Origin of the sequence: Pseudomonas wuhanensis (genome assembly GCF_030687395.1) — a bacterium.
GTDB lineage: Bacteria > Pseudomonadota > Gammaproteobacteria > Pseudomonadales > Pseudomonadaceae > Aquipseudomonas > Aquipseudomonas wuhanensis.
Window position 1 is genome coordinate 5,085,982 of the sequence record NZ_CP117430.1, and the last position, 23,713, is coordinate 5,109,694.

The 23,713-nt window shown below is 58.0% G+C and carries 24 protein-coding genes and 1 tRNA gene; 6 read left to right on the forward strand and 19 right to left on the reverse strand.

The genetic code is table 11. The features are described from left to right. Nucleotides 1-124 precede the first annotated feature (124 nt). Nucleotides 125-1,036, forward strand: coding sequence for a DMT family transporter (locus tag PSH88_RS23490; RefSeq protein ID WP_305422949.1), 912 nt, complete (start codon nucleotides 125-127; stop codon nucleotides 1,034-1,036). A 24-nt stretch (nucleotides 1,037-1,060) separates the two neighbouring features. On the opposite strand, the gene PSH88_RS23495 is transcribed toward PSH88_RS23490, so the two are convergent. From PSH88_RS23495 to PSH88_RS23520, 6 genes are read right to left on the reverse strand one after another with little or no spacing between them, the layout of a single operon-like run. Next, nucleotides 1,061-2,458, reverse strand: a complete 1,398-nt coding sequence (locus PSH88_RS23495; protein ID WP_305422950.1) for an amidase — start codon at nucleotides 2,456-2,458, stop codon at nucleotides 1,061-1,063. A gap of 2 nt (nucleotides 2,459-2,460) precedes the next feature. Then, the gene (locus PSH88_RS23500) at nucleotides 2,461-3,801 is read right to left on the reverse strand and encodes an aspartate aminotransferase family protein (protein WP_305422951.1); all 1,341 of its coding nucleotides are present in this window, start codon (nucleotides 3,799-3,801) and stop codon (nucleotides 2,461-2,463) included. Further along, entirely contained in the window at nucleotides 3,779-4,906 is a 1,128-nt protein-coding gene (locus PSH88_RS23505; RefSeq protein ID WP_305422952.1) for an aminotransferase class III-fold pyridoxal phosphate-dependent enzyme, read from the reverse strand. The genes PSH88_RS23500 and PSH88_RS23505 overlap by 23 nt, the downstream gene beginning before the upstream one ends. Nucleotides 4,907-4,915: 9 nt before the next feature. Beyond that, nucleotides 4,916-5,797: a TauD/TfdA family dioxygenase gene (locus PSH88_RS23510; RefSeq protein ID WP_305422953.1), complete on the reverse strand. Its 882-nt coding sequence runs from the start codon at nucleotides 5,795-5,797 to the stop codon at nucleotides 4,916-4,918. After that, the gene (locus PSH88_RS23515; protein ID WP_305422954.1) at nucleotides 5,772-7,340 is read right to left on the reverse strand and encodes an AMP-binding protein; all 1,569 of its coding nucleotides are present in this window, start codon (nucleotides 7,338-7,340) and stop codon (nucleotides 5,772-5,774) included. The genes PSH88_RS23510 and PSH88_RS23515 overlap by 26 nt, the downstream gene beginning before the upstream one ends. Beyond that, nucleotides 7,337-7,954, reverse strand: coding sequence for a thermostable hemolysin (locus PSH88_RS23520; protein ID WP_305422955.1), 618 nt, complete (start codon nucleotides 7,952-7,954; stop codon nucleotides 7,337-7,339). The genes PSH88_RS23515 and PSH88_RS23520 overlap by 4 nt, the downstream gene beginning before the upstream one ends. A gap of 174 nt (nucleotides 7,955-8,128) precedes the next feature. On the opposite strand from PSH88_RS23520, the gene PSH88_RS23525 reads away from it, so the two are divergent. Next, nucleotides 8,129-9,064 (forward strand): LysR family transcriptional regulator, encoded by a 936-nt coding sequence (locus PSH88_RS23525; protein ID WP_305422957.1) that lies wholly within the window; start codon nucleotides 8,129-8,131, stop codon nucleotides 9,062-9,064. Nucleotides 9,065-9,363: 299 nt separating this feature from the next. Beyond that, nucleotides 9,364-10,278 (forward strand): LysR family transcriptional regulator, encoded by a 915-nt coding sequence (locus PSH88_RS23530; RefSeq protein WP_305427047.1) that lies wholly within the window; start codon nucleotides 9,364-9,366, stop codon nucleotides 10,276-10,278. Nucleotides 10,279-10,281: 3 nt separating this feature from the next. On the opposite strand, the gene PSH88_RS23535 is transcribed toward PSH88_RS23530, so the two are convergent. The 8 genes from PSH88_RS23535 to dapA form a co-directional block, all read right to left on the reverse strand. Then, complete coding sequence (locus PSH88_RS23535) at nucleotides 10,282-10,647, reverse strand: 5-carboxymethyl-2-hydroxymuconate Delta-isomerase (protein ID WP_305422958.1); 366 nt, start codon at nucleotides 10,645-10,647, stop codon at nucleotides 10,282-10,284. Between the two features lie 57 nt (nucleotides 10,648-10,704). Beyond that, the gene (locus PSH88_RS23540; protein WP_305422959.1) at nucleotides 10,705-11,631 is read right to left on the reverse strand and encodes a LysR family transcriptional regulator; all 927 of its coding nucleotides are present in this window, start codon (nucleotides 11,629-11,631) and stop codon (nucleotides 10,705-10,707) included. A 150-nt stretch (nucleotides 11,632-11,781) separates the two neighbouring features. After that, on the reverse strand, nucleotides 11,782-11,973 hold the full coding sequence (locus tag PSH88_RS23545) for a YegP family protein (RefSeq protein WP_008074435.1): 192 nt from the start codon (nucleotides 11,971-11,973) through the stop codon (nucleotides 11,782-11,784). 323 nt (nucleotides 11,974-12,296) lie between these two features. Continuing rightward, a tRNA-Ser gene (locus PSH88_RS23550) sits at nucleotides 12,297-12,386 on the reverse strand. 83 nt (nucleotides 12,387-12,469) lie between these two features. Continuing rightward, nucleotides 12,470-13,183: a phosphoribosylaminoimidazolesuccinocarboxamide synthase gene (gene purC, locus PSH88_RS23555; RefSeq protein WP_095630959.1), complete on the reverse strand. Its 714-nt coding sequence runs from the start codon at nucleotides 13,181-13,183 to the stop codon at nucleotides 12,470-12,472. A 28-nt stretch (nucleotides 13,184-13,211) separates the two neighbouring features. Further along, entirely contained in the window at nucleotides 13,212-13,970 is a 759-nt protein-coding gene (locus tag PSH88_RS23560) for an MBL fold metallo-hydrolase (protein WP_305422960.1), read from the reverse strand. A gap of 4 nt (nucleotides 13,971-13,974) precedes the next feature. Beyond that, the gene (bamC, locus tag PSH88_RS23565) at nucleotides 13,975-15,090 is read right to left on the reverse strand and encodes an NlpB/DapX family lipoprotein (protein WP_305422962.1); all 1,116 of its coding nucleotides are present in this window, start codon (nucleotides 15,088-15,090) and stop codon (nucleotides 13,975-13,977) included. A gap of 17 nt (nucleotides 15,091-15,107) precedes the next feature. Then, complete coding sequence (dapA, locus tag PSH88_RS23570; protein ID WP_048394063.1) at nucleotides 15,108-15,986, reverse strand: 4-hydroxy-tetrahydrodipicolinate synthase; 879 nt, start codon at nucleotides 15,984-15,986, stop codon at nucleotides 15,108-15,110. Nucleotides 15,987-16,312: 326 nt separating this feature from the next. Between dapA and PSH88_RS23575 the strand changes: the two genes are divergently transcribed. Together PSH88_RS23575 and PSH88_RS23580 are read left to right on the forward strand one after the other, a co-directional pair. Continuing rightward, nucleotides 16,313-16,873, forward strand: coding sequence for a glycine cleavage system transcriptional repressor (locus PSH88_RS23575; protein WP_030132651.1), 561 nt, complete (start codon nucleotides 16,313-16,315; stop codon nucleotides 16,871-16,873). Between the two features lie 10 nt (nucleotides 16,874-16,883). Continuing rightward, complete coding sequence (locus PSH88_RS23580) at nucleotides 16,884-17,357, forward strand: peroxiredoxin (protein ID WP_305422965.1); 474 nt, start codon at nucleotides 16,884-16,886, stop codon at nucleotides 17,355-17,357. Between the two features lie 118 nt (nucleotides 17,358-17,475). Here PSH88_RS23580 and PSH88_RS23585 read toward each other — a convergent pair whose 3' ends face one another. After that, on the reverse strand, nucleotides 17,476-18,546 hold the full coding sequence (locus PSH88_RS23585; RefSeq protein WP_192344364.1) for an AI-2E family transporter: 1,071 nt from the start codon (nucleotides 18,544-18,546) through the stop codon (nucleotides 17,476-17,478). A gap of 31 nt (nucleotides 18,547-18,577) precedes the next feature. After that, nucleotides 18,578-18,817, reverse strand: coding sequence for a sulfurtransferase TusA family protein (locus PSH88_RS23590; RefSeq protein ID WP_007898654.1), 240 nt, complete (start codon nucleotides 18,815-18,817; stop codon nucleotides 18,578-18,580). 98 nt (nucleotides 18,818-18,915) lie between these two features. Between PSH88_RS23590 and PSH88_RS23595 the strand changes: the two genes are divergently transcribed. Further along, on the forward strand, nucleotides 18,916-20,349 hold the full coding sequence (locus PSH88_RS23595; RefSeq protein WP_305422967.1) for a M48 family metalloprotease: 1,434 nt from the start codon (nucleotides 18,916-18,918) through the stop codon (nucleotides 20,347-20,349). Nucleotides 20,350-20,452: 103 nt separating this feature from the next. Here PSH88_RS23595 and PSH88_RS23600 read toward each other — a convergent pair whose 3' ends face one another. The 3 genes from PSH88_RS23600 to PSH88_RS23610 form a co-directional block, all read right to left on the reverse strand. Then, nucleotides 20,453-21,883, reverse strand: coding sequence for a DegQ family serine endoprotease (locus tag PSH88_RS23600; RefSeq protein ID WP_305422968.1), 1,431 nt, complete (start codon nucleotides 21,881-21,883; stop codon nucleotides 20,453-20,455). A 248-nt stretch (nucleotides 21,884-22,131) separates the two neighbouring features. Next, nucleotides 22,132-23,094, reverse strand: coding sequence for a MucB/RseB C-terminal domain-containing protein (locus PSH88_RS23605; RefSeq protein ID WP_305422970.1), 963 nt, complete (start codon nucleotides 23,092-23,094; stop codon nucleotides 22,132-22,134). A gap of 8 nt (nucleotides 23,095-23,102) precedes the next feature. Next, nucleotides 23,103-23,690 carry a sigma-E factor negative regulatory protein gene (locus PSH88_RS23610; protein WP_253551525.1) on the reverse strand — a complete coding sequence of 196 codons (588 nt, stop codon included), beginning with the start codon at nucleotides 23,688-23,690 and terminating at the stop codon, nucleotides 23,103-23,105. Between the last annotated feature and the right edge of the window lie 23 nt (nucleotides 23,691-23,713).

Consider the following 23,713-nt stretch of genomic DNA (forward strand, 5'->3'; position numbering starts at 1 on the left):
AACGAGTGAACCGCTTTTCGTAGGAGCCAGCGGTGCGGCAAGTCGGATCGCCGCACCGCTGGCTCCTACAGGCATTACCGACTGCGCCCGCTAAATCTATTTTCAAACGCAGGGAAAGGAACTCATGAAGCAAGTCGGTTTTGCAGAAGCTCATTGGGGCATGCTGATCTGGGCGATGCTGATCGCATCGTCTTTCTTTGCGGCAGCAGAGGTCAGCCAATCGATAGATCCAATTCTGTTGACCGGCCTGCGCTTGTTGCTGTCAGCCTTGATGTTCTTGCCGCTGCTGTTACTGAAAAACACTTCACCAATCTCGGCCAAAGGCCTGCTGGCCCATGCGGTTCTTGGGCTGCTGCTGGCGACGTATTTTGGTTCGCTGTTTGAAGCACTGCGCTACACCACGGCGGTCAATACCGCGACGCTGTACACGCTGGTGCCGCTGATGACGTTGTTCTTTGAGGTATTCCTGCTGCCGAGTACGAGCCTGAAGACTCGATTGTTGCCAATGTCGATTGCGGCAATCGGCGCCCTGCTGCTGACGCTTAAAGGCGCGGCTCCGGGTGAGCTGCCCGCGTTGTACCCGGTAATGGTCTTCGGCGTCGGCTGCCTGGCGATGGCACTCTATTCGCCACTGAGCCAGCGGTTCAAGGCCAAGAGTTTGAAGGGGCGTGACCCGGTGGCGATGACCTTCTGGAACATGCTTTTCGGCTCGCTGTTTCTGTTTGCGTTCTGTCTGTTTAACGGCGGTTGGCGCAGCGGCGCGCAGTTGTCGTCGAGCGATATGTTCTGGTTGGTGTACCTGGCGCTGTTTGGCACCCTGGGGACATTCTGGCTGCTGCATCGGGCAATCGGGGTGATTTCGCCGTCGACAGTGGTTTCCTATGTCTACCTGAACACCCTGTTTGTCACATTGTTTCACTGGTTCTGGCTCAGACAGCAACCGGTGTTGATAGAAGTCACCGGTGCTGTGCTGGTGGGTGTCGGCATGCTGGCTTTGGTGATCAACAGCCGTCACGCCAAAACCGTTACGGCTTGAGATCCTTCAAAGAGTGACTGCGTCCTACGGTGCGACCGGACTCCAGCGCTCCAGTTCGCGCTCAAGGAAACTGGCTACAGCCAGCAACTGCTCTTCCTGCCAATGCGGGCCGACTATCTGGATGCCGATCGGCATCCCGTTGGCCGGATCATGTCCGGCGCGAATGACCACCGCCGGTGAACCGGAGAGGCTGAACGGAAACACAAAGGCATAGCGATCACGGTCCTGCAAAGACTCGCCATGAGCGAACGCCACATCCGGGAATACCGGACAAATGAATAGATCGTGCTGATTGAAGAACTTCGCCAGGTGGTAGCGAAACGTGTCGATGAGGATCCAGTCACGCTTCATTTCATCCACGCTCAACTCGACCTCTTCGCTCAAGCGGATCAACCCTGTGGTGGCGGGTGTATAGGTCTGTTTGTCCATGGACTGGAACAAACGCTTCCAGCCACGCCCGGCATCCGCACCCGTGATAAAAACCCGCCATAGCACATCGCAGGCTTCGTCGAGCATCTGCGGAGCCGTCGGTGTAACTTGCGCCACCACACTGCTCAGGCAACTCTCGACCCGCTGCAAAACCTGCTTCACTGCCGGGCTTACCCGGGTTCTGGTGGACTCCCAGGACAGTGCGACACGCAATTGGTCCAGCGGCTTGCTGTCGGCGAACGGCACATCGACGGTGTCCGGGTCGTAACCGTCAGCGCCGCTGATCAATTGCCCAAGTAATGCCAGATCGTCGACGTAACGCCCCATCACACCAAACGCCGACGTCAGATGGAACAACCCGGAGCGATCATTGGGAAACTGGCCGGTCAACGGCACACGCCCCTGAGTCAGTTTCATGCCGCAGATACCGTTGAAATGCGCCGGAATCCGCACACTGCCACAAGCATCCGAGGCCAGCCCGGCCGGCGAGCAACCGGCCGCGATGGCTGCCGCTTCCCCGCCACTGCTGCCACCGGCGGAGCGCTGCCCGTCATAGGGATTGAGTGTGCGGCCGTACAGCAGGTTCTCGGTTTCAAAGGCCATGCACAACTCGGGAACATTGGTGATCCCAAGGATGATCGCCCCCGCCTGCCGAAGCCGGGCGACGACCGTGGCATCCTGCTGACTGGCGTCGCCCAGCAACTCCCCCAACCCCCGCGACATGCGGAAGCCGCGCACATGACAGACGTCCTTGATGGTCATGGGAATCCCGTGCAAAGGCCCATGAATCTTCCCGACACGGACCATCTCATCAGCCTCCCGGGCCTGCCGACGCAGTTCGTCGACAGATTCCAGTTGAATCAGGGCATTGATCTGCGGATTGCGTTCGCCAATGCGCTGGAGATAGAACTCCAGCAAATTGACGCTGGTCAGCACACCGCGACGCAGCAGGCCGGCCATTTCGCGCAGGGTCAACGTATCGGGATTGAACATACTCAGGGCTTCCCGTTGCTGCGCAGTAGCTTGTTGGGGATGTGGTACATGTTTCTGACCACCACAGAAAACGCCTTGACCGCCAGCTTCGGACGCCGGGCGATCGCCTCCAGGGCTTCCTCGGTCATCGTCAGGACATGCCGAAGCGCGTCGGGGGTGATGTTCAACGGCGGGTAAAACCGCAGAACCGGGTGCTTGGCCTTTTCATTCATGGAATGCCCGGCATGCACGCCACGCTTGCCCAATTCCATGCTCATCAGCGCTTCGTAGACCGAGCCGCGCAAGCGCAAACCGGTCATCAAGCCCACACCGGGCACATCCTCGACAATCTGCGGATAACGCTGGGCCAACCGTTGCAGGCCATGGCGCAGCAAGCCGCCATTGATCCGCGATTGCTCGACCAGGTTGTTCTGCTCGATGTAATCGATCGCGGCCAGCGCCGAGGCGCACGCCACCGGATGCCCGCCATTGGTCCGTTGGTCAGGCTCGGTCTCGCTCAGCGGGTATTGCGTGGCCAGTCGCTGGCTGTACATCGCGCAGGCAAACGAGGTGTAGCCGCCCGTCAGGCCTTTGGAGAGGATCATGATGTCTGGCACGACGTCGTCGTACTGCACGGCGAACCACTTGCCACAGCGGCCGAAACCTGTCTGGATTTCGTCGGCCACCAACAAGGTCTCGGTGGCATCGCACAGCGCGCGGATATTGGCCATGTAACCCACGGGCGGAACCTGCAAGTGAGCGCCCCCCAGAATCGGCTCGACATACACCGCACGCACACCCTCGCCAACCGCTCTCTGCAAGGCGGCGAAGTCACCGTACGGCACATAAGTCACTTCCGAGGCTGCGGTGCCATAGCTGCGATGGTGCTGTTTCTGCCCCAGAATGCTCATCGCCGCCAGCGTTTTGCCATGATAGGAATCGTTCATGACCACGATTCCGCGCCGGTGCTGCTGCACCTTGAGCACATAACGCATGCTCTGCTCGATGGCTTCGGCGCCCGAGACCATGAACTGCACATCCCCCCAATCACCCGGCACCAGATCCCGAAGACGCTCGGACAATGCGCCTTGCAGCGGATGCACCCGACCTTCCGGGACCCAGGCCATCTGGTTCAACTGGGTCTGCACCTGCTCACGCACCATCGGATTGCGATGACCGACGATAAACACCCCATAGCTGCATGCGCAGTCGATAAAGCGCTTGCCGGCATGGTCGGTGACATAGATGCCATCGGTTTCCTTTTCGACGCTGGTTTTACCCAAGCGATAGAGCTTGGCCGCCGAGGCACTCCAATGCCGCTGGCAATCATCCAGCAGTTGTTCATGCGATAGGGATAAGGACATGGATTAAAGTCTCCTTGATGATCCGGGATGCGTGCTGGATGTGTTCGGCTCGTGCGGTGATCGGGCAACGCAGAATCAACTCGCGGCCACGGGGTGCACTGACATAGACGCCACGCTGATAAAGCTCCTCGCACAATTCGGCGGGATTGAGGTCGGCTGGCAGCGGCAGGCTGACCCAGGCACCGCAGGCGACAGCACCGAATGAGGCGAGCTCCTGCGCCAGGATCTTGCCGTTAGTGAGGCACTGTGTGGGCAAGTCGTGTGCCTGCACATAATCAAGTGCCGCCATGGCGGCCACACAGGCCATCGGGTTGCCGGCGGTGGTGCTGCCATGTTTCGCCGGGCTGCTGCGACCATAGACCTGATACGCCATCTGTTCGCTGCAGGTATAGGTGCCGATGGGAATCGCGCTGCCGCCCAGCGGCCCGCCCAACACCACAATGTCCGGGGTATTGCGAAAACGCTGGAAACCGAACAGCGTGCCGAGGCTCCCCAGACAACTTTGCACATCGACCGCGATGACCGGCGCCGACTCCTTGGCCGCTGCGGCATACAAGTGATCGAGTAGCACCTGTTCTATCAGGCGCAGGCGACCGTTTTCATCCATCACGGTGCTGGTGTGGCAAACCGCGAAGCAATCATTCCAGTCCACCTTGTCCAGGTCACGGACATGCCTGATCGCCACAAGCTCGAAGCCCAGAAAGCGCTGCATCTCCAGATAGCTTTGCGGCGCGCTGAGGCAACGTCCGTAACTCAGCGAGCCAAAGTCGCCGCCCTCAACAACCACAATGGTCCTGCCCTTGGGCTTGAGGCCTTTGCACAGTTTCAAGGCGCCTTCGAATGCTTCATCGCCGGAGCTGCACACATAAGAGCTGACCAGCGGCTGCGGTAGCAACTCGGCCAAACGACGACACAAAGCGATCAGTGGGTCGGACATCAGCACCCGATTGGACAGCCCCATGATCTGCGCCTGAAGGTTGACCGCCTCGATCACCGCCGGCACCTGAAAACCAAACCCGCCGGCCAGATCGACTATCTGGCGACCGTCACCGTCGATATACGTCTCGTACTGACCAGAAATGATCTGTTTGTTATTGGTCTTCATAAATAGGTCTCAGCGGTAGCTCAGGGCGTTGAAGATACGGCGGCGCTCGTCAACGATGGCCTCACGGCCATGCATTACCCGACGGTTGTCGATCATCACCATGTCATGGTCACGCCAGCCGACGGGGTAGGTGTATTGCGCGGAAACCTCGGCGATTTCGTGCAGGAATTCGCCGGGAATGGGCAGCCCGGACGATGTATCGATCACTGGCACTTCATAGTTGAAGGACGGCCCGAGAATACTGTTGGCAAACGCCGGACGCTGGCTGAATTCGGAGACCAGAATCGCCGGGGTACTGAAGGCGTAGTGAATCGAATCATCAAGCGGATTGAAGGAGATCTGTGTCTGCGGATCGTCGCCGATGATTTGCATCAGATCTTCGATCCCGACCGCCGCCGGGTCCGAGAGCGCCGGCGAATAATGGCAGACCAGCCGACGCCATTTGTCGCCGACAACGGTGCGGCTGTAACGAATCGGGTTGTCTTCGAAAAATGTGCGGCAGGCGGATGAGAGCTTCGCCAGTACTTTCTCACCGTCGCACAGGGTGGTTTGCGAGCCAGTGTGCGGCGCTTCCTGGCAATAGAACCAGGTGATGTCCGGCCAGAACGGTGAGTTACCATTCTCGCAATGCAGACCAATCGCCTGACGGCCCGCATCCACCAACTGCGCGGCGCCGCCGACCATGACCCGAGCCGGGTCGAGGCTCAGCCGCGAACTGTTCTGCTTCACATAGGCGCTGAAATCCTCGGCATTGTGGATGCAGTTACGCAACAGGACGACGCCGTAATGCCCCAGCAACTCGTACAGCTCGGCCTTGCCCAGGCTGGCGAAATGGCGCGGTTCAATAATGGATACGTCGGGGTTTTCACAGTGATAGGCAGGTGTGTTCATCAGATGCATTCCCTTGCAGATTGGCGAAAACAGTAGCGATGTCGGCGCGTTTTGGACGGCCGGTGACGGTGTAGAGTTGCTCGAGCAATGGATCGTCCTTGGTCAGCAACCACAGGCGACTCGGGCGCTCGATGTCGGAAAAGCGCCGCGCTGACCAGCTGGCCAGCTCATCGCGATCCGGTGCCGATTCAACACACAACAACGCCACCAGACCCTGGGCCTCATCGAAAAACACAGCGGCATCGCGCACACCGGGGAATTCGCGGTATTCCAACTCGACCTGTTCCGGGCTGACGTTGCGGCCATTGGGCAGGCAGATCACATTTTTCTTGCGACCGCGAACATAGAGATAGCCATCAGCATCCAGCTCTCCCAGATCCCCGGTGTCCATCCAGCCATCGTCGGACATCGAACAGGCGCTCGGGTCCTTGCCCGAGTAGCCGCTGAACAACGAGCTGCTCTTGACCTCAATAGTCTGGTCGGCCCCGATGCGCACCTGAACATGCGGCAACGGCCTGCCCACGCTACCCAAGCGTTGGTGCTGCAAGGTATTCATACTGACGACCGAGGCGTTCTCGGAGAGCCCGTAACCCTGGAACACCGGGATACCCTCCTCGGCGAGGGCATGCAGAATATCGATGCTGACGGCCGCGCCGCCGCAGGTGATATGCACCCCCGAATGCAGGTAACGAGACAGGCGCTCGCCCTGCGCGCCGCCTTGGGTCAATAGTTCGTGAAAGCGATTGAGCATCACCGGTGGCACCGTCAAGGCTGTCGGTTCGACCCGTAGGATCCACTCGATCAAACGCTGCGGCGACATCCCCGGTTCCCCCAGCAGTGCTTCGCCTTCAGGCAGGAAATGCACAATCCCGCCCGCCAGCAGCGGCAAATACGCGGCGGTCACTTGCTCCAGCAGCAGGCTCAATGGCACCAGTGACAGGTAGCTGCGATGGGCATCGACCGGCATCCATTGGCGCAGGGAAGCCAATACCGCCCCCACTGCCGCCGTGCTCAGACGCACGCCCTTGGGCCGGCTGGTCGTCCCCGAGGTGTGAATGATTTTGCAGATCCATGCGCTATCGCCGTCCGGCTCTCGCAACAACGGCTGCTCCAGGGCAGGTTCGCCGATACGTCTGAGGCGGTTGTCGGGAAAGTCGAGCATCCACCGCTCGGCCAGCGTCCGCTCGCCTGCGGCATCCACCAGAAACCCGTCACAACGCTCGGCAAGGTGCTCGGCCTGGGACTGACTGAACGCCAGCGGCAAAGGCAGTGCGGTAATTCCGGCAAACAGACAAGCCAGATCGGCAATCAACCAGTCGCTGCTGTTACGCGTCGCAATTCCCAGCACCACGTGGTCGCCATGAGCCGCCGTGTCGAAACGTCGCTGCAGTTCCGCTGCCAGATTCAGCGCGCGGGACTCCAGCTCGCCATAGGTCATGACAGCGGCGTGTTCCAGGCCGGTCGGAGCACAATCGATCGCGCAGACCTTCTGACGATTGACCTGCAACGCAAGCCGTAGGTCCGCAATGAATCGACCGCTCATGACTGCGCCCTCGCCGGCAAATTGTTCGGCAGCTGGGTGAACAAAGTACCGAGGGTCATAGCGGCGAATCGCGAACGTTTCGGGTCCACGCGGATAAAACCGGTGACGGGTAATTTCGAGTAGTAGGTACCCCAGTTCTTGCCACCATCGTCGGCCAGACGCTGAGGGTCCGCCGTAAGTAGTGGTTCGAAATCGATCTGGCAGCTTTCCATCATTTTCCGGACCCGGGGCGTAACGGTGCAGAGTAAATATTGAGCCCCCATGCACCAGGCCAACAACGGAACCATGTTGACCATGATCATTCCGGCCGTCAGATGATGAGAAATCAAACTGCCTATTTCGGCAATAACTGACCGATCAATCATCTTTTCAAAACGCTGGGACAGAATCGTTTCTATCGGTTGCGACAGGTATTGCTCCGAGAACAGTGTGCGGTCATCCGCAAAAGTTATACCGGCGCAAGAAAGAATCCGTTCCTCGCTGTCCTGGGTGACCGCAAAATACTGCGGGCTCGGTTCTACGGATGCCTTATAAGATCTGCGAAACTTTTCTTTCACAACTTCAGTCGCCTGCATCCATAACGGCGTTTGGCTTTCCGTGACTCGTACCAACACTTCGCCCTCCTATCCCTGCTCAGGGTTCTCTCTAAAGTGGAACGAGAATATATTGAGGAAATTTCCGACAGACTATTTAAAAAACCAATTGCGTGCACTAATATATAAATAAACAACCCTGTCACAAAACATGACGTACTGTGACACACATGGATTTTCACCGAGACGGACTTTATGCTTAATAGCAATCTGCTACGAAAACTGGATATGCAGGACCTTATGGTTTTCGTGGCTGTGTATGAACAAAGAAGCGTCACCGAGGTCTCCGAAACCCTTTGCGTCAGCCAGTCCACGGTGAGTTACTGCTTGAAAAAACTGCGCACGAGTTTCGACGACGAACTCTTCATCAATACCCGCAACGGGATGTGGCCAACACACAAAGCTGCCACGATGTACAGTCATGTTCTCAAGATCTTGAAAACCATAAACATATGCCACTCCGGACTGCACTCCTTCGACCCCGCACAAAAAGAGATAACCTTTAACATTTGCGCACCCGAATACTTTGAACTTCTTATCCTCCCTAACTTGCTAAAGCGTTTTATCGGCAGTAGCTTTCCGGTTATTGTAAACATCCAGAAATTCCACAGAGACATCCCGAACGATGAACTTATAGACGGCCGTTTTGATCTGGTCATTTGTTTCGGCCCAAACTTCCATCGCAGCGCTAAAAACTTGAAATCACAAGTACTGCTGGAAGATGACCTGGTCTGCGTCGTCGATAAAGACTTCGCGCCGCCAGAGGGCGAGTTCAGCCTGGACACCTTTGTCGCGCGCCAGCACATCTTTCCGACTCCCTGGACTTCAGACACCAATATGGTGGATGGCTGGCTCAGCAAATGGGACTACACCCGCCAAATTGTTGCACGGGCCAATAGTTACGTTGCAGCACTCAACATGATCCCCGGGACCGACTTTGTTCTCACTCTGCCTCGACGCATTCAGATGCTGATCAGTAATGAAGCCAGGTTCAGCCATTGCAAACCGCCAACGGGTTTACCGAACTTCACACTGGACATGTTGTGGAACGAGAAACCAGGTCAAGACAGCGCCAACAACTGGTTTCGCGAACAGATAGTCAGCGTGTGTGCACAAGACGGCTTACTGTAATCAGACTTATTAACCTATAACCTCACACCGACCACAGCCAAGTGTCTGGGCGTAACTTCAGCGCTTGGCCCGCGGGCAGTCCGCGCTGATCCAGAAATTCCCGGAAAGCCCCTCCAGACCCGAACGCGCCGGGCGATATCGCAGGCGATTGAATGCACAGGTCGTGTTACCTACACGTTGTGTCCCACATCTGACAATGAAGCTTCCTACAAGGCATTCTCCTGGCACTATCGTTCCGTTATCCTTCTATGGATAGGTTGTGCTCAAAACAGGACAGGGAGTTCGTCGAGATGGGTCAGATGCTTAACAGCAATTTACTTAGAAAGCTCGATATGCAGGACCTCATGGTGTTCGTCGCCGTGTATGAACAAAGCAGCGTCACCGCCGTCTCCGAAACCCTCGGGGTCAGCCAGTCCACCGTCAGCTATTCGCTGAAAAAGCTGCGTACCGGCTTCAAAGATGATTTGTTCATCAATACCCGATCAGGAATGCGTCCGACCTACAAAGCCACCACCATGCACGAGCATGTGCTGAAGATTCTGGAAGGCATCAACTTCTGCCATTCCGGAGCTCAAACCTTTGATCCGACTCTAAAAGCCGTCACCTTCAACATTGGCGCGTCGGAATACTTCGAACTGCTGGTACTGCCGCGGCTGCTGAGGAACTTCGACTTTGCCAACCTGCCGGTGATCATCAATGTGCAAAAACTCGATACCGCCCTACCCGTCGATGAATTGCGCGATGGCAGTCTCGATCTGGTGATCTGCTTCGGTCCCGACTTTCAGCACAGCCACGCGAACTTCAAATCCCGGAGGCTGATTGAAGATGAAATGGTTTACGTCTTCGATAAACGCGCAACCCCGCCGCAATCGCGCCCAAGTTTGCGATCGTTCGTTGAACATCGTCACGTGCTCCCCCCACACAGGACCTTCGACCCCCACACGGTCGATCACAAACGACAACTTATCGCCCGATCCAACAGCTACAGGGCAGCCCTCAAGATGATCACCGGCACCGACCTCATCCTGACGCTACCGCGGCGCATTCAAAGGCTGCTGGCCAATGACGCGGTATTCAGTCATTGCGAAGCACCGAATGGCTTGCCAGGATTTACCCTCGACATGCAATGGAGCGAAGCCTGCGATCAGGACAGCGCCAATACCTGGCTTCGCGAGCAAGTGGTCAAAGCCTGCGTCAAGCAGGAAATGGCCTGAAACTCAGTGGCCAATGGCAGTCTTGGTGTAGGACTCTCGATCGATATCGAGGATTTCAACACACAGCTGGACCTCAACCCCCGCCGGCCACTCACACACATCCTGCACCACGGCCAGCAGGCTTTCAGACAACTGCTTTTTGATCTCCGGCGAACGACCGCTCAACAGCGCCAGCTTCACATGCACGAACGCCCGCTCGCCCAGTGCCGTGCCCACCCTGAAAGTCTCGACCTTCACTGCACGAGCCTTGATATCGAACTCAGCACCAAACTGGCCGGACGCCACCAACGCGTTGTTGAGTCGCATCAACGCCACATCGGCATTCAATTCGGGCAAATTGGCGGTGTATTCCATGTGCAGGTGGGGCATGACAGGGCTCCTGATGATTGGCAGAAAGGTCGTACATATAACACAGCGCCGCCCTACTCACTGGGACGGCGGAAGAATCGCACGCTCACTCATGAACGCCTCCAGACGCGAACGCAGCCAGCGTTCGGCCGGATCGCTGTCGACATGACTGAGCCAGACCATGGACAAGTCCAGGGTTGGCGTCTTGAACGGAAACGGCTCCTTGAACAGTTGGCCGGACGCGGCCATCGCTTCGGCCGTGTAATCCGGCAGGCTGGCGATCAGATCGGTGCCGGCGAGCAAGGCCGGCAATGAGCTGTATTGCGGCACCGAGAGCACCACTTGACGAGTGCGGCCGATTTCCGCCAGCCACTCATCGGCGTAGCCACTGACATTGGCGGTGTGAGACACCAGCACGTGCGGCCGCGAGCAATATTCATCGAGGGTCAGCGGTGTGTCCGATGCGTCTGCACGCAAAATACTGGGCTGGATGTGTCGCAGCAATTTGCGCTTGGCGTTGGCTGGCAGGCCGCGGGTCTGGCTGATACCAACGGTGATATCGCCGGATGCCAGCAGGTCGGGAATCCGCCAGTAGTCAACATGCTGGACCACGAACACCACCTTCGGAGCTTCCTGACGCAAGGCGCGCAGCAACGGTGGTAACAGGCCGAACTCGACATCGTCCGACAGCCCGATGCGAAACGTCATGGTGCTGCTGAGCGGATCGAAATCATGGGTCAGGCTCAAAGCCACCGACAGCGAATCCAGCGCCGGTGACAGGTGCTGAATAATCTCCTCGGCCCGCGCCGTCGGCTCCATGCGATGGCCGACCCGAATGAACAGCGGATCATTGAACATCGTCCGCAAGCGGTTCAGCGCCGCACTGATGGTCGGCTGACCGAGGAACAGCTTCTCCGCCACCCGTGTGACGTTGCGTTCGAGCATCAATGTCTCGAACACCACCATCAGATTGATGTCGGCCTTGCGCAGTTCGTTGCGATTCATCCCTTGCACCCCGGTCCCCAAGACTGGGCGACAGTTTAGGGAGGTGTCGTAATCGGCGTCTATGCAGGCTGGCAAATGACCTGATCCATAAAAACAGGGAGCCTGAAAAAACGAAGCTGCTCTGACTGAGCAGCTTCACCGCCCTGGAGCTTATATTTCCTTGACCGGGGTCTGATCATGAGTCCCTTTGATCAAGCTGATGGCGTGCACGCAATCAGACTTGTTGACGTAAGCCTCCCCACTGGCAATCGTTTCATGATTCCCCGCCCGCAAACGCCAGCGCCATTGGCCCTTGCCGGTTTGTGCGATACCACGGGTTTGCCTGTAAATCTCAAAATACATTGATCGCTCCTTGCGACTGCTGATTACGACAGATCAGTGACCTGCGAAACCAGAGTAGATGAGGAATTTTTGAGGCAATGTCTTTCAATGTGAACGGATATTTCGAAGAAAGAACCTTGATTCGCGGCAGGACCAATGGATACGGGAGGCGGTAATTAAAGAGACTCGGCGGAGTCAGTTTTCCCGTAAATATGCATATTTTTCTTACGCTGTTGGCCTGATTTATCTGACACCAAAAACTTGGGGCAAATGGCCCAACGGAAAAAGCTGCGCAAACGAAAAAGCCCCGTAGCTTATTCAGCTACGGGGCTTTTTCTATGTAATGGCGGAGAGATAGGGATTCGAACCCTAGGTACCGGTGAAGGTACAACGGATTTCGAATCCGTCCCATTCGGCCACTCTGGCATCTCTCCAACGGCGCGCATCATAACAACACTTTTGCCGGAAGCGAACCCCCTAAGCGAAATTTTTCCGTGCTATCAGATGCTTGCGTCGATTACAGCGGTACGCCCAGACGATTGGCGACTTCTTCGTAGGCTTCGATGACGTCACCGAGGCCCTGACGGAAGCGGTCCTTGTCCATTTTCTTGCCGGTGGCCTTGTCCCACAGACGGCAGCCGTCCGGGCTGAATTCGTCGCCCAGGACGATGGTGCCGTCGGAGAAAACGCCGAATTCGAGCTTGAAGTCGACCAGCAGCAGGCCGGCGTCGTCGAACAGTTTGCTCAGGACTTCATTGACCTTGAGCGACAGTTCTTTCATGCGAACCAGTTGCTCGGCAGTGCCCCAACCGAATGCCACGACGTGGGATTCGTTGATGAACGGGTCGCCCTTGGCGTCGTCCTTCAGGAACAGTTCGAAGGTGTAAGGGTTGAGCTTCATACCCTCTTCCACGCCCAGGCGCTTGACCAGGCTGCCGGCGGCGTAGTTACGCACGACGCACTCGACCGGGATCATGTCGAGTTTCTTCACCAGGCATTCGTTGTCGCCCAGCAGTTTGTCGAATTGAGTCGGCACGCCGGCTGCTTCGAGCTTCTGCATGATGAAGGCGTTGAACTTGTTGTTCACCATGCCTTTGCGGTCGAGCTGCTCAATGCGCTTGCCGTCGAACGCCGAAGTGTCGTTGCGAAACAGCAGGATCAAGCGGTCAGCGTCGTCGGTCTTGTAAACCGATTTGGCTTTGCCGCGGTAGAGTTCTTCACGTTTTTCCATGATGGGCTCCGCTTGCTAAGTAGGTGGGCTAGGCGATGTGTCGCCAGTCGAGCCCTGAATCTTGATCGGCCAGTTGCAGCCAGTCCGGGTCGCACCCGAGGGTGTCGACAAAACATTGCCGGGCCAGCTGCGGCAGGTTGTTCTTGCTGCTCAGATGGGCCAGGACCAGATGTTGCAGGCCTTGCCAGCCCAACTCGGCCACCAGGAATGCCGCCTGATGGTTGTTCAAATGTCCCAATTCGCCGCCCACCCGTTGCTTGAGAAAGTACGGGTAGTGACCGCGAGCCAGCATGTCACGGCAATGGTTAGCCTCGATCATCAACGCATCGAGGTCCCGATAGCCGTCCAGCACCTTGTTGCAGTATGAGCCCAGGTCGGTCAACAGGCCGAAACGCCGCTGACCGTCGCTGAAGACATACTGCGTCGGCTCCTGCGCATCATGGGCCACGGCAATGACGCCGATGCTCAGAGGGCCGATTTGCAGTTGCTCGCCGCCAGCCAGAAGGCCTGCGGGTTCAATCGGTTTGCGCATCCCGCGCAGGGTCCCGCGACTGAGGTAGACAGGCAGATTGTAACGCCGAGACAGCAAACCCACGCCATGCACGTGATCGGCATGTTCGTGGGTCACGAGTATCGCGCTCAGCTGCGAAGGGCTTACACCCAGTCGCAGCAGGCGTTTTTCGGTTTCCCGCAGGGAGAAACCACAATCCACCAGTACATACGTGTCATCGCTGGCTATCAGCGTGCCGTTCCCTTGGCTACCGCTGCCGAGAACGGCAAAACGCATGTGATCAGCCCAGGTTGTCCTGAATCACGCTCAACACTTTACGTGCCACGTCTGCGGGCGCCACGGTGTTGATGTTTTTCTCGACGGTGACTTGGACGTTCTCGCCAACCTTGCTCAGGCGAACCTGATAACGCTCGGCACGGGCTTCAACTTCTTCCTTGTCCGGCTTGCTGCCGAACAGACCGCTGAAGAAACCTGGCTTCTCGTCCTTTTTCTCGGCTTTTTCGGCGAGGTTGATGTAGTACAGGCCCAGGCTGCGGTTGATGTCTTCAACACGCCATTCGCCCTGTTCCAGCGCACGACCGACACTCGACCAGGCACGATCCAGGTCAGAACCGACGTTGAGCACCGGGTTACCACTACCGTCTTCGGTCAGGCTGACACGACTTGGCGTATCGAAATCACGAGAGGCCAGCATGGAGACCGAACCGCCCTTCTCCGAGGTGCGGCTCATGCTCGCGAGCATGTCGTCGACCAGTGCTGCGTCCAGGCTGGTGTTGACCGAACGATTGGTGAAATCCACATTGGCGGTGCTGCCGGCAGGACGCTCGGCGCTGACCACATAGACTTCACTGGTGTTGCGCTGCACGCCTGGTTCGATACGCACCCGCACACGGCTTTCACTGTCGGCGCCGACACCGGCTGCGCTCAGGCGCTTGGCCATTGCTGCGGACAGTTCGTCGGAATGCTGCCAGGTGGTGGTGAATTCGCCAGTTTGCGGGCGTTGCTCGTCCAGACGGAAACCGTTGTCCTGGAAAAACTGCACGGCCACGGGCCAGACTTCAGCCGGTGGGTGCTGGGCCATGACCCAACGCGAGTCGCCGCTCTTCTGCAGTGTATAGTCGCTGGCATCAGCCGCTGCCGACAGCGGCTGCGGACGAGGCACGATGTATTCGCCCTTGGCAGTGTCATCGGCCACGTTGCGCGGGATCGGCAACAGCGGATCCAGACGCTTGGCGGTGCTGACGTCCGGTGGCAGTTGCATCGGTGCAGTCTGTTGCGCTTCCAGGTAGTCACTACCACGGTCACGGAAATAACCTTCCGGGCCCCAGATCCATCCGCAGCCACTGGTGCTGGAGATAATCAAGGCAAGTGCGGAAAGTCCGGCCAATCGCTTCATGCGTAGTACTTCCTCAATTAAACCAGGACGCCGGACTGGCGCATGGCCTGCCGCAGCGGTTCGTGACAGGCAGCACTGAGCCAGGTGAGCGGCAGACGGATACCGTCCGGCATCAAGCCCATTTCATGCAGTGCCCATTTCACGGGGATAGGGTTGGATTCGATAAACAGGGTTTTATTGAGCGGCATCAGCTTTTCGTGGATCGCCCGGGCTTTGACGGCATCACCGGCCATGGCCGCGGCACACAACTCGCTCATGGCGCGCGGAGCGACGTTGGCGGTCACCGAAATATTACCCTTGCCGCCGAGCAGCATCAGCTCGACCGCGGTCGCATCGTCACCGGAATACACCAGGAAGTCGCTGCTCACGCCGGCCAGGATGTCCTTGGCGCGCTGCAGGTCGCCCGTGGCTTCCTTGATGCCGATGATGTTCTTCACGGTCGACAGACGGATTACGGTCTCGGCCAGCATGTCGCATGCGGTACGGCCCGGCACGTTGTAGAGAATCTGCGGGATGTCGACGGCTTCGGCGATTGCCTTGAAGTGCTGGTACAGGCCTTCTTGCGTCGGCTTGTTGTAATAGGGGGTTACCAGCAGGCACGCGTCGGCGCCGGCGTTCTTTGCATTGGTTGTCAGTTCGATCGCTTCGCGCGTCGAATTGGCGCCCGTACCGGCGATCACCGGAATACGCCCTGCAACCTGGGCAACCACGCGACGAATCACTTCGATGTGCTCGTTCACGTCAAGCGTGGCCGACTCACCTGTAGTGCCGACCGCCACGATGGCGTTGGTGCCCTCTTGCAGGTGGAAGTCCACCAGTTTGCTCAGGCTGTCCCAGTCGAGACGACCCTGTGCATCCATGGGTGTGACCAGTGCCACCATACTGCCCGCAATCATGCAACCGCTCCTGCCGGAAAAAGAGAGCGGTAATGGTACTGGCGCCAAGATGCTTGTACAAGCGAAGTACTGCGCTGCTGCCATTCCCCTTGGCGCTGCTTTTCGCTACCCTTCAGACTTTGATCGGTACTGATAAGCTCGTACGCCGCGTTCCAGCCTCCATTTTCGGCATCACAAGCCCCGATCCAGCGTTGCTACCCCTCGCTCTTGCCATACTGGAGCACGTTGCAACCTTCGGCCGGGTTTTCTGAATTCGCATCCGCAGGCTCGTCCCGGCAAAAAAAGCCCATAAAAGTATCGACCGCTCATCGCTTTAGGAATGCTGCATGTCCACCCCCACAGTTCGCGAACAATTCCTTGTAATCAGTGCCCTCGGCGCCAACCCCATGGAGCTGACTAACGTCCTGTGCCGCGCCAGCCATGAAAACCGCTGCGCCGTGGTCACCTCTCGCCTGACGCGTCACGGCGAATGCAGTGCGCTGATCCTCGAGATCTCCGGCAGCTGGGACGCCCTGGCGCGTCTCGAAGGCAGCCTGCCAGTGCTGGCCAAACGGCACGCCTTCACCGTTAACGTGATCCGCAGCGCTGCCCTGGAGAACCGCCCCCAGGCCCTGCCGTACGTTGCCTATGTCAGCTCGGCCTACCGCCCGGACATCATCAACGAGCTGTGCCAGTTCTTCATGGATCACAACGTCGAGCTGGAGAACCTGACCTGCGACACCTATCAGGCCCCGCAGACCGGCGGCACCATGCTTAACGCCACGTTCACCGTGACCTTGCCGGCCGGCACTCAGATCAGCTGGTTGCGTGACCAGTTCCTGGATTTCGCCGACGCCATGAACCTGGACGCACTGATTGAACCGTGGCGCCCACAAAACCCAATGTAAGGAAGCTTTCATGGCCGTAGCCATCGACCAACCGGTTGCCGACTTCGAAGCACCCGCCACCAGCGGGCAATCCGTCAGCCTCGCGGGCCTCAAAGGCAAGCAAGTGGTGATTTACTTCTATCCGAAGGACAGCACGCCGGGCTGCACCACCCAAGGTCAGGGTTTTCGTGATCAGCTTGACGCCTTTAAGGCCGCCAACACGGAAGTCTTCGGCGTGTCTCGCGACAGCCTGAAATCCCACGAAAACTTCAAGGCCAAGCAGGAGTTCACCTTCGAGTTGATCAGTGACAAAGAAGAAGCGCTGTGCCAGCTATTCGACGTGATCAAACTGAAAAAGCTCTACGGCAAGGAATATATGGGCGTTGATCGCAGCACGTTCCTGATCGACAAGAACGGCGTGTTGCGTCAGGAATGGCGCGGCGTGAAGGTACCGGGGCATGTGGATGCGGTTTTGGCTGCTGCTCAGGCGCTGAACAAGGCCTGATTATTTGGGCGTCTGTTCGGACGCCTTCGCGGGCAAGCCTCGCGCCTACAGGCCAGCGGCGTTCCACAAGACCTGTAGGATCGAGGCTTGCCCGCGAAGAGGCCCTCAAGGCTGACAATTAAAGCAGCGGCGCCACCATTGGCTCTTTGCGCGGCCAGGCATCCAGCACGGCCTTGAACAGCGTCGCCAGTGGAATCGCAAAGAACACGCCCCAAAAGCCCCACAACCCGCCAAACAACAGCACCGCGCAAATGATCGCCACCGGGTGCAGGTTGACCGCTTCCGAGAACAGCAGCGGCACCAGCACGTTGCCGTCCAGTGTCTGGATGATCCCGTAGACCGCCATCAAATAGATGAACTGATCGCTCCAACCCCATTGGAACAGTGCGATCAGCAGCACCGGCACGGTCACCACCACCGCCCCGACGTACGGCACCACCACCGACACACCCACCAGCAACGCCAGCAACGCTGAATAGTTAAGCCCCAGCGCCACAAATGCGATGTAAGTCACGCCACCGCAAATGAAAATTTCGATGACCTTGCCGCGAATATAATTGGCGATCTGCCGGTTCATTTCCTGAGCGACCCGGGTGATCAGCGCCCGCTCGCGCGGCAGATAACCGCGCACCCACTGGCCGATCATCTCCCGATCCTTGAGAAAGAAGAACACCAGGATCGGCACCAACACCAGGTAGATCATGATGTTCACCAGCAACGGCAGACTCGACAGCGAGAATGTCAGCGCCCACTGACCGAACTTGCCGATCTCCCCCCGCGCCACTTCGATCGCCTGCAGCACTTGCTCATCCGACACCAGGTGCGGATAGCGCTCGGGCAGCAGCAACAGCAGCGACTGCCACTTGGCGAGCATGCCGGGCAATTCGTTGAACAACGTGATCAGTTGATGCCAGAGCAGTGGTACCACGATGATGATAAAGACCAGCAACAACCCCATGAATAACGCGAAAACCAGCCCCACCGCCGCGCCACCCGGCACGCGCAGGCGCTCGAGAGTCACCACCAGCCCCTGCATCAGATACGCCAGCACCATACCGGCCAATACTGGCGCGAGCATTCCCCCCAGGGTGAGCACCGCGGTAAATGCCAGAAACAGCAGCACCGCCAGCACCACGGCTTCTTCGTCCGAGAAATAGCGCTGAATCCAGTCGCGTAACACTTTGAACATCAATAATCCTTAGAAATGAACGCAGCAGATTTCAGGCTTTTTTCAACCAATAGCGGTAAACGCCCGCCTCATCTTCTTCACGAAGCAGCGTATGACCGGCCAATCGGGCAAAGGTGCGGAAGTCGCGCTGGGAACCTGCATCGGTAGCGATCACCTTGAGTACCGCTCCGCTGGCCAGTCGGTTGAGTTCCAGTTTGGCTTTGAGCAAGGGCAACGGGCAATTCAGACCGCTGGCGTCCAGTTCGGCGTCGTGGGTTACAGCGTCAGTCATCGAATCACTCCGGGGCAGGGGGTTAAGCCGCTTAGAATATCTGGTCCCAAGCGTAGTGTCCGGCTACAGTAAGGTCTTTGTCGACTAAGGCTTTGTGCATGACTTTTTTGCGCCCTACCCTGCTGACGCTCGCTTGCCTGCTCGCCTCACCGGGCTTCGCCGACGACTTGCCGTCACTCGGTGACGCCAGTTCTGCCATCGTCTCGCCGCAACAGGAACACCAACTGGGCCGTGCATGGCTGGCACTGTTGCGCAGCCAGGTGTCGCAGCTCAACGATCCGCAACTCAAGGATTACGTCGAGTCCAGCGTCTACCGACTGGTGGAAACCAGCCAGGTCAATGACCGGCGCCTGGAGTTCATCCTGATCAACAGTCCGCAGCTCAACGCCTTTGCCGCGCCGGGCGGGATCGTCGGCGTCAACGGTGGCTTGTTCCTCAATGCCCAGACCGAGGGCGAGTATGCCTCGGTACTGGCCCACGAACTGGCTCACTTGTCGCAGCGTCACTTTGCCCGCGGTGTCGAAGCGTCGCAACGCATGCAAGTGCCCATGATGGCAGCCCTGCTGGCCGGGATCGTAATTGCCGCGGCCGGGGCAGGCGATGCCGGGATTGCGGCCATTGCCGGTACTCAGGCAGCGGCGATTCAGGAACAACGACGCTTCTCGCGCCAGAACGAACAGGAAGCCGACCGTATCGGCATCATGAATCTGGAAAAGGCCGGTTACGATCCACGCTCGATGCCGTCCATGTTCGAACGGCTGATGCGCCAGTACCGCTTCGATGCCAAGCCACCGGAGTTCCTGCTGACTCACCCGGTAACCGAATCGCGGATCGCCGACACCCGCAACCGCGCCGAACAGGCCAAACCGGGCGGCATCGAAGACAGCATGCGTTACCAGCTGATTCGGGCACGCGTGCAGTTGATCTATGAAGAAACCCCTGGCCTGGGCGCCAAGCGCTTTCGGGCTCAACTCGATGAAAACCCGAAAAACGACGTGGCGCGCTACGGCCTGGCGATCGCCCAGATCAAAGGCGGCCAGCTGAATGAGGCTCGCGAGAACCTCAAGCTGCTGCTGGCCAAATCGCCGAACGAGATCATCTACAACCTGGCGCAAGTCGATCTGGACATCACCAATAATCGTCTGCCCGATGCTCAATCAAGGGTCGACCGGATGCTCACTCAATATCCCGGCAACTACCCGCTGAATCAGGTGCGTGTCGACCTGCTGCTCAAGCAGAATCGAGCAGCCGATGCGGAAAAAGCGCTGGAGAACCTGCTCAAGAGCCGCCCTGATGATCCGGACGTCTGGTATATGGTGGCCGAGACTCGTGGCCTGTCGGGCAACATCATCGGCCTGCATCAGGCTCGCGCGGAGTACTTTGCGCTGGTCGGCGACTATCGCCAGGCGATCCAGCAACTGGACTTCGCCAAGCGCAAGGCTGGCAGCAACTTCCCGTTGTCATCGCGGATCGATGCGCGGCAACGTGAGCTGATGGAGCAGGAGCGCATGGTCAAGGACATGATGGGCTGACCGTTTCAGAACAAAAGCTCAGAAACAAAGCTCAGAAACAAAAAAACCAGGTACAAAAAAACCGCCTCTTTCGAGGCGGTTTTTTATTCAGCCGACAACCGGTTTATTCAGCCAGTTTGAAGGTGATGAAGCTGGCGCGACCTTGACGTAGAACCCGCATCGACACCGAGCGGTTCTTCGGCAGCGCCTTGGCAATGTCCGTGAACTCCTTGGAAGAGCCGATCGCCTGGTTGTTCAGGTGAGTGATCACATCGCCCGGCTGCAAACCGATCAGGGCAGCAGGACCGTCCTGAACTTCCTTGATCACCACACCACCTTTGAGGTCGTAGGCTTTCTTCTGTTCATCCGTCAATTCCGCCACGGAAACGCCCAGGCGATTGCTGCTGCGCTCGACACTGGATTTAGGCAGGGCTTCCAGCTCTTTGCCTTCTTCAGGGATAGCGCCGACGGTCAGCTCGACGTTCTTGCGTTTGCCTTCGCGGATCACTTCTAGATCGGCTTTCGAGCCAGCCTTCAACGCGCCCACCAGGTGCGGCAGATCGGCGGACATGACGATTGGTTGACCGTTCATGCTCAGGATCACGTCGCCCACTTGCAGGCCACCCTTGGCAGCCGGACCGTCATCCTGGATCTGAGCCACCAGCGCACCGGCCGGCTTCTCGAGACCGAACGACTCGGCCAGATCCTTGCTCACCTCCTGGATCACCACACCCAACCAGCCACGACTGACCTTACCGCCGCTTTTCAGCTGATTGGAAACATCCAACGCGACATCGATAGGGATTGCGAACGACACGCCCATGAAACCGCCGGAGCGAGTGTAGATCTGCGAGTTGATGCCGACCACTTCACCGGCCAGGTTGAACAGCGGACCACCAGAGTTACCCGGGTTGATCGCCACGTCGGTCTGGATGAATGGCACATAATTTTCGTTCGGCAGACTTCGACCGATGGCACTGACGATGCCTTGAGTCACGGTGTGATCAAAGCCGAACGGCGAGCCGATGGCCACAACCCACTGACCGGGTTTCAGATCTCGCGATTTGCCAAGTTTCAGGACCGGCAGATCCTTGCCTTCAATTTTCAGCAAGGCGACGTCGGAACGCTGATCGGTACCGATCAGCTTGGCTTTCAACTCACTGCGATCGGCGAGGCGCACGAGAATCTCGTCGGCGTCGGCAATCACATGGTTGTTGGTCAGGATGTAGCCGTCAGACGAAATGATGAAACCCGAACCCAGGGATTGCGCTTCGCGCTGGCGATCGCCACGAGGCGAGCGTGGCTGTTGCGGCATGCCACGCTCGAAGAACTCGCGCAGCATCGGCGGCAAGCCTTCAAGGTCTGGCATTTGCTCACTGGACACTTTGCGGTCCGGCAACTTTTGGGTGGTACTGATGTTCACCACCGCGGGCGAGGCCTGCTCGACCAGTTGCGTGAAGTCAGGCAACTCGACCGCTTGCGCAGTGACCGCCTGACCGAGCACCAGCACGGTGGCAAAAACAGAGAGGTAAGACTTCAAGCGTGGTATCGACATACGGCTCCCGTTACGACGAGCATGGTTAAGCGATATGGAGCAAGGAACACCGGAAACGATACGCCGGTATTTTTGTTCCGGGAACAACAAACAAGGCCAGAGCCGAGGGAGCTCTGACCTATAAAAAAATTTCCGGATATTTGCAAATGAAAATGCTCGGCAAAACATTTCGAGACCTCAACGACTGGGCAGCCATCGCCGATCTCCCTCACCCTCCAGCCCCCGATTGATGAGCATGGCTAATCAGCTCACTGCTTGCTGGTAGCCGCGGCATCGTTGCGCATGGACAGCGCAATCCGTTCGGCGGTACCAATCGGTATTTCACCGACCACGGTCACCATTATTTCGCCTTGCGGAGTGGTCAAGCGACGGGAGACAGCGACTGTTGGCCCAAGCTGGGTACGCGTGTCGGTGACTGTTGCCCCGTTCAATGGCTCCAGGAACACCGAGAATCGGGCCAGACCGTCGTCGAACATCAGACTGTTGACCTGGACTTTGGTATCCGGATCCTTGTGAGAGCTACTGCTGGTCAGTTCGAAACCTGGCGGCAACCAGTCCGAATGCCAGACCTGCGCGGTCTTGACGGCGGACGCCTTGTCACTGTCGAGGTTAACGGGCTTGCAGTCAGAACCTGCCTGCAAATCGCTGTCGGAAGGCACCTCGGCAGTATCCAGCCGGGTGAACTGGAACCGCTCCAGCAGTTGCCCTTTGTCATTGAGCAACAATGACTTCAACGGCAAACCGGTTTCCTTGTCCAAATGCAGCTCAAAACCGTAGCGATGCTGATCGCGAGGCTTCAACGACACGATCACCGCCGAACGCCCGGCCACACGCGACTTGCCGATGACGGCAAGGTCGTACCAATTCTTTAGCTTTTGTGGATCGAGTGCACGAGCGGTGGAGTTGGGTGAGTCCCCCAGCCCTGCTATCAGGGTGCCGCTAACGCATTGAGTATGCCCATCAATGCGCACGACTTCCTGTGCCGAACCGTCGAGCTGGAGTAAACGCTCGCGGACCTTGCCATCCTGGACGCGATGCCAGATGTTATGGGTAGAGAAACTACCGTTACGCTCGTAGACGAAAGTACCGTGAAAGCTCTGCGTTTGCTCGGCCTGTCCCAGACGCTTCAGCCAGTCCTGGGCTTCATCGGCGTGGGCTGGAACAACAAACCAGCCACTGAGCAGAAGCGTAAGTAGAGGTATGGCGCGCATGATCCTCCTTAGCGGTTTTCCAGGCTTGCTGCACGAGCGTAAGGCAGAGCGCTCTCAGTACCTTTCAATGCAGCCTGTTGAGCATGTTGGCGCAAGTAACCTGGCAGACGCTGATCGTGCCAGCCTGGTTGGCCTTGCAATACGCCGTTGGCCATAGGGCCAGTGGCTTCCGAACTCTCATTGTAGCCTGCCAATACAGCGGGGCCCTTGACCTGAGGAGCGGTCAGACCCGGTTGGCTGGATTGCTGGGCCAACTCGACACCGGCGATCTCGTCTTGGTTGTACAGACGAACACCTGCCAGCACGGCAACGGTCACCGAAGCAGCGACTGCCAGACGACCCAGGCTGCGCCATGGACCGCGAGAGGCTTTTGCCGGTACGGCTTCGTCAGCCAGCGCAGCAGAGACTGCCGCAGCGATGTCCAGACGAGGAAGCAACAGGTCCTTGTGCATAACTGCCCGAGCGATCTGGTAACGAGCCCAGGTTTCGCGAGTTTCAACATCGTCGAAGGCATTCAACACCCGACGCAATTCCAATTCGTCCGCTTCGTTATCCATCACTGCGGACAGCGATTCCTGCAGGGCTTCACGACTCATGGCGTTCCTCTCTTGGCTGTCGC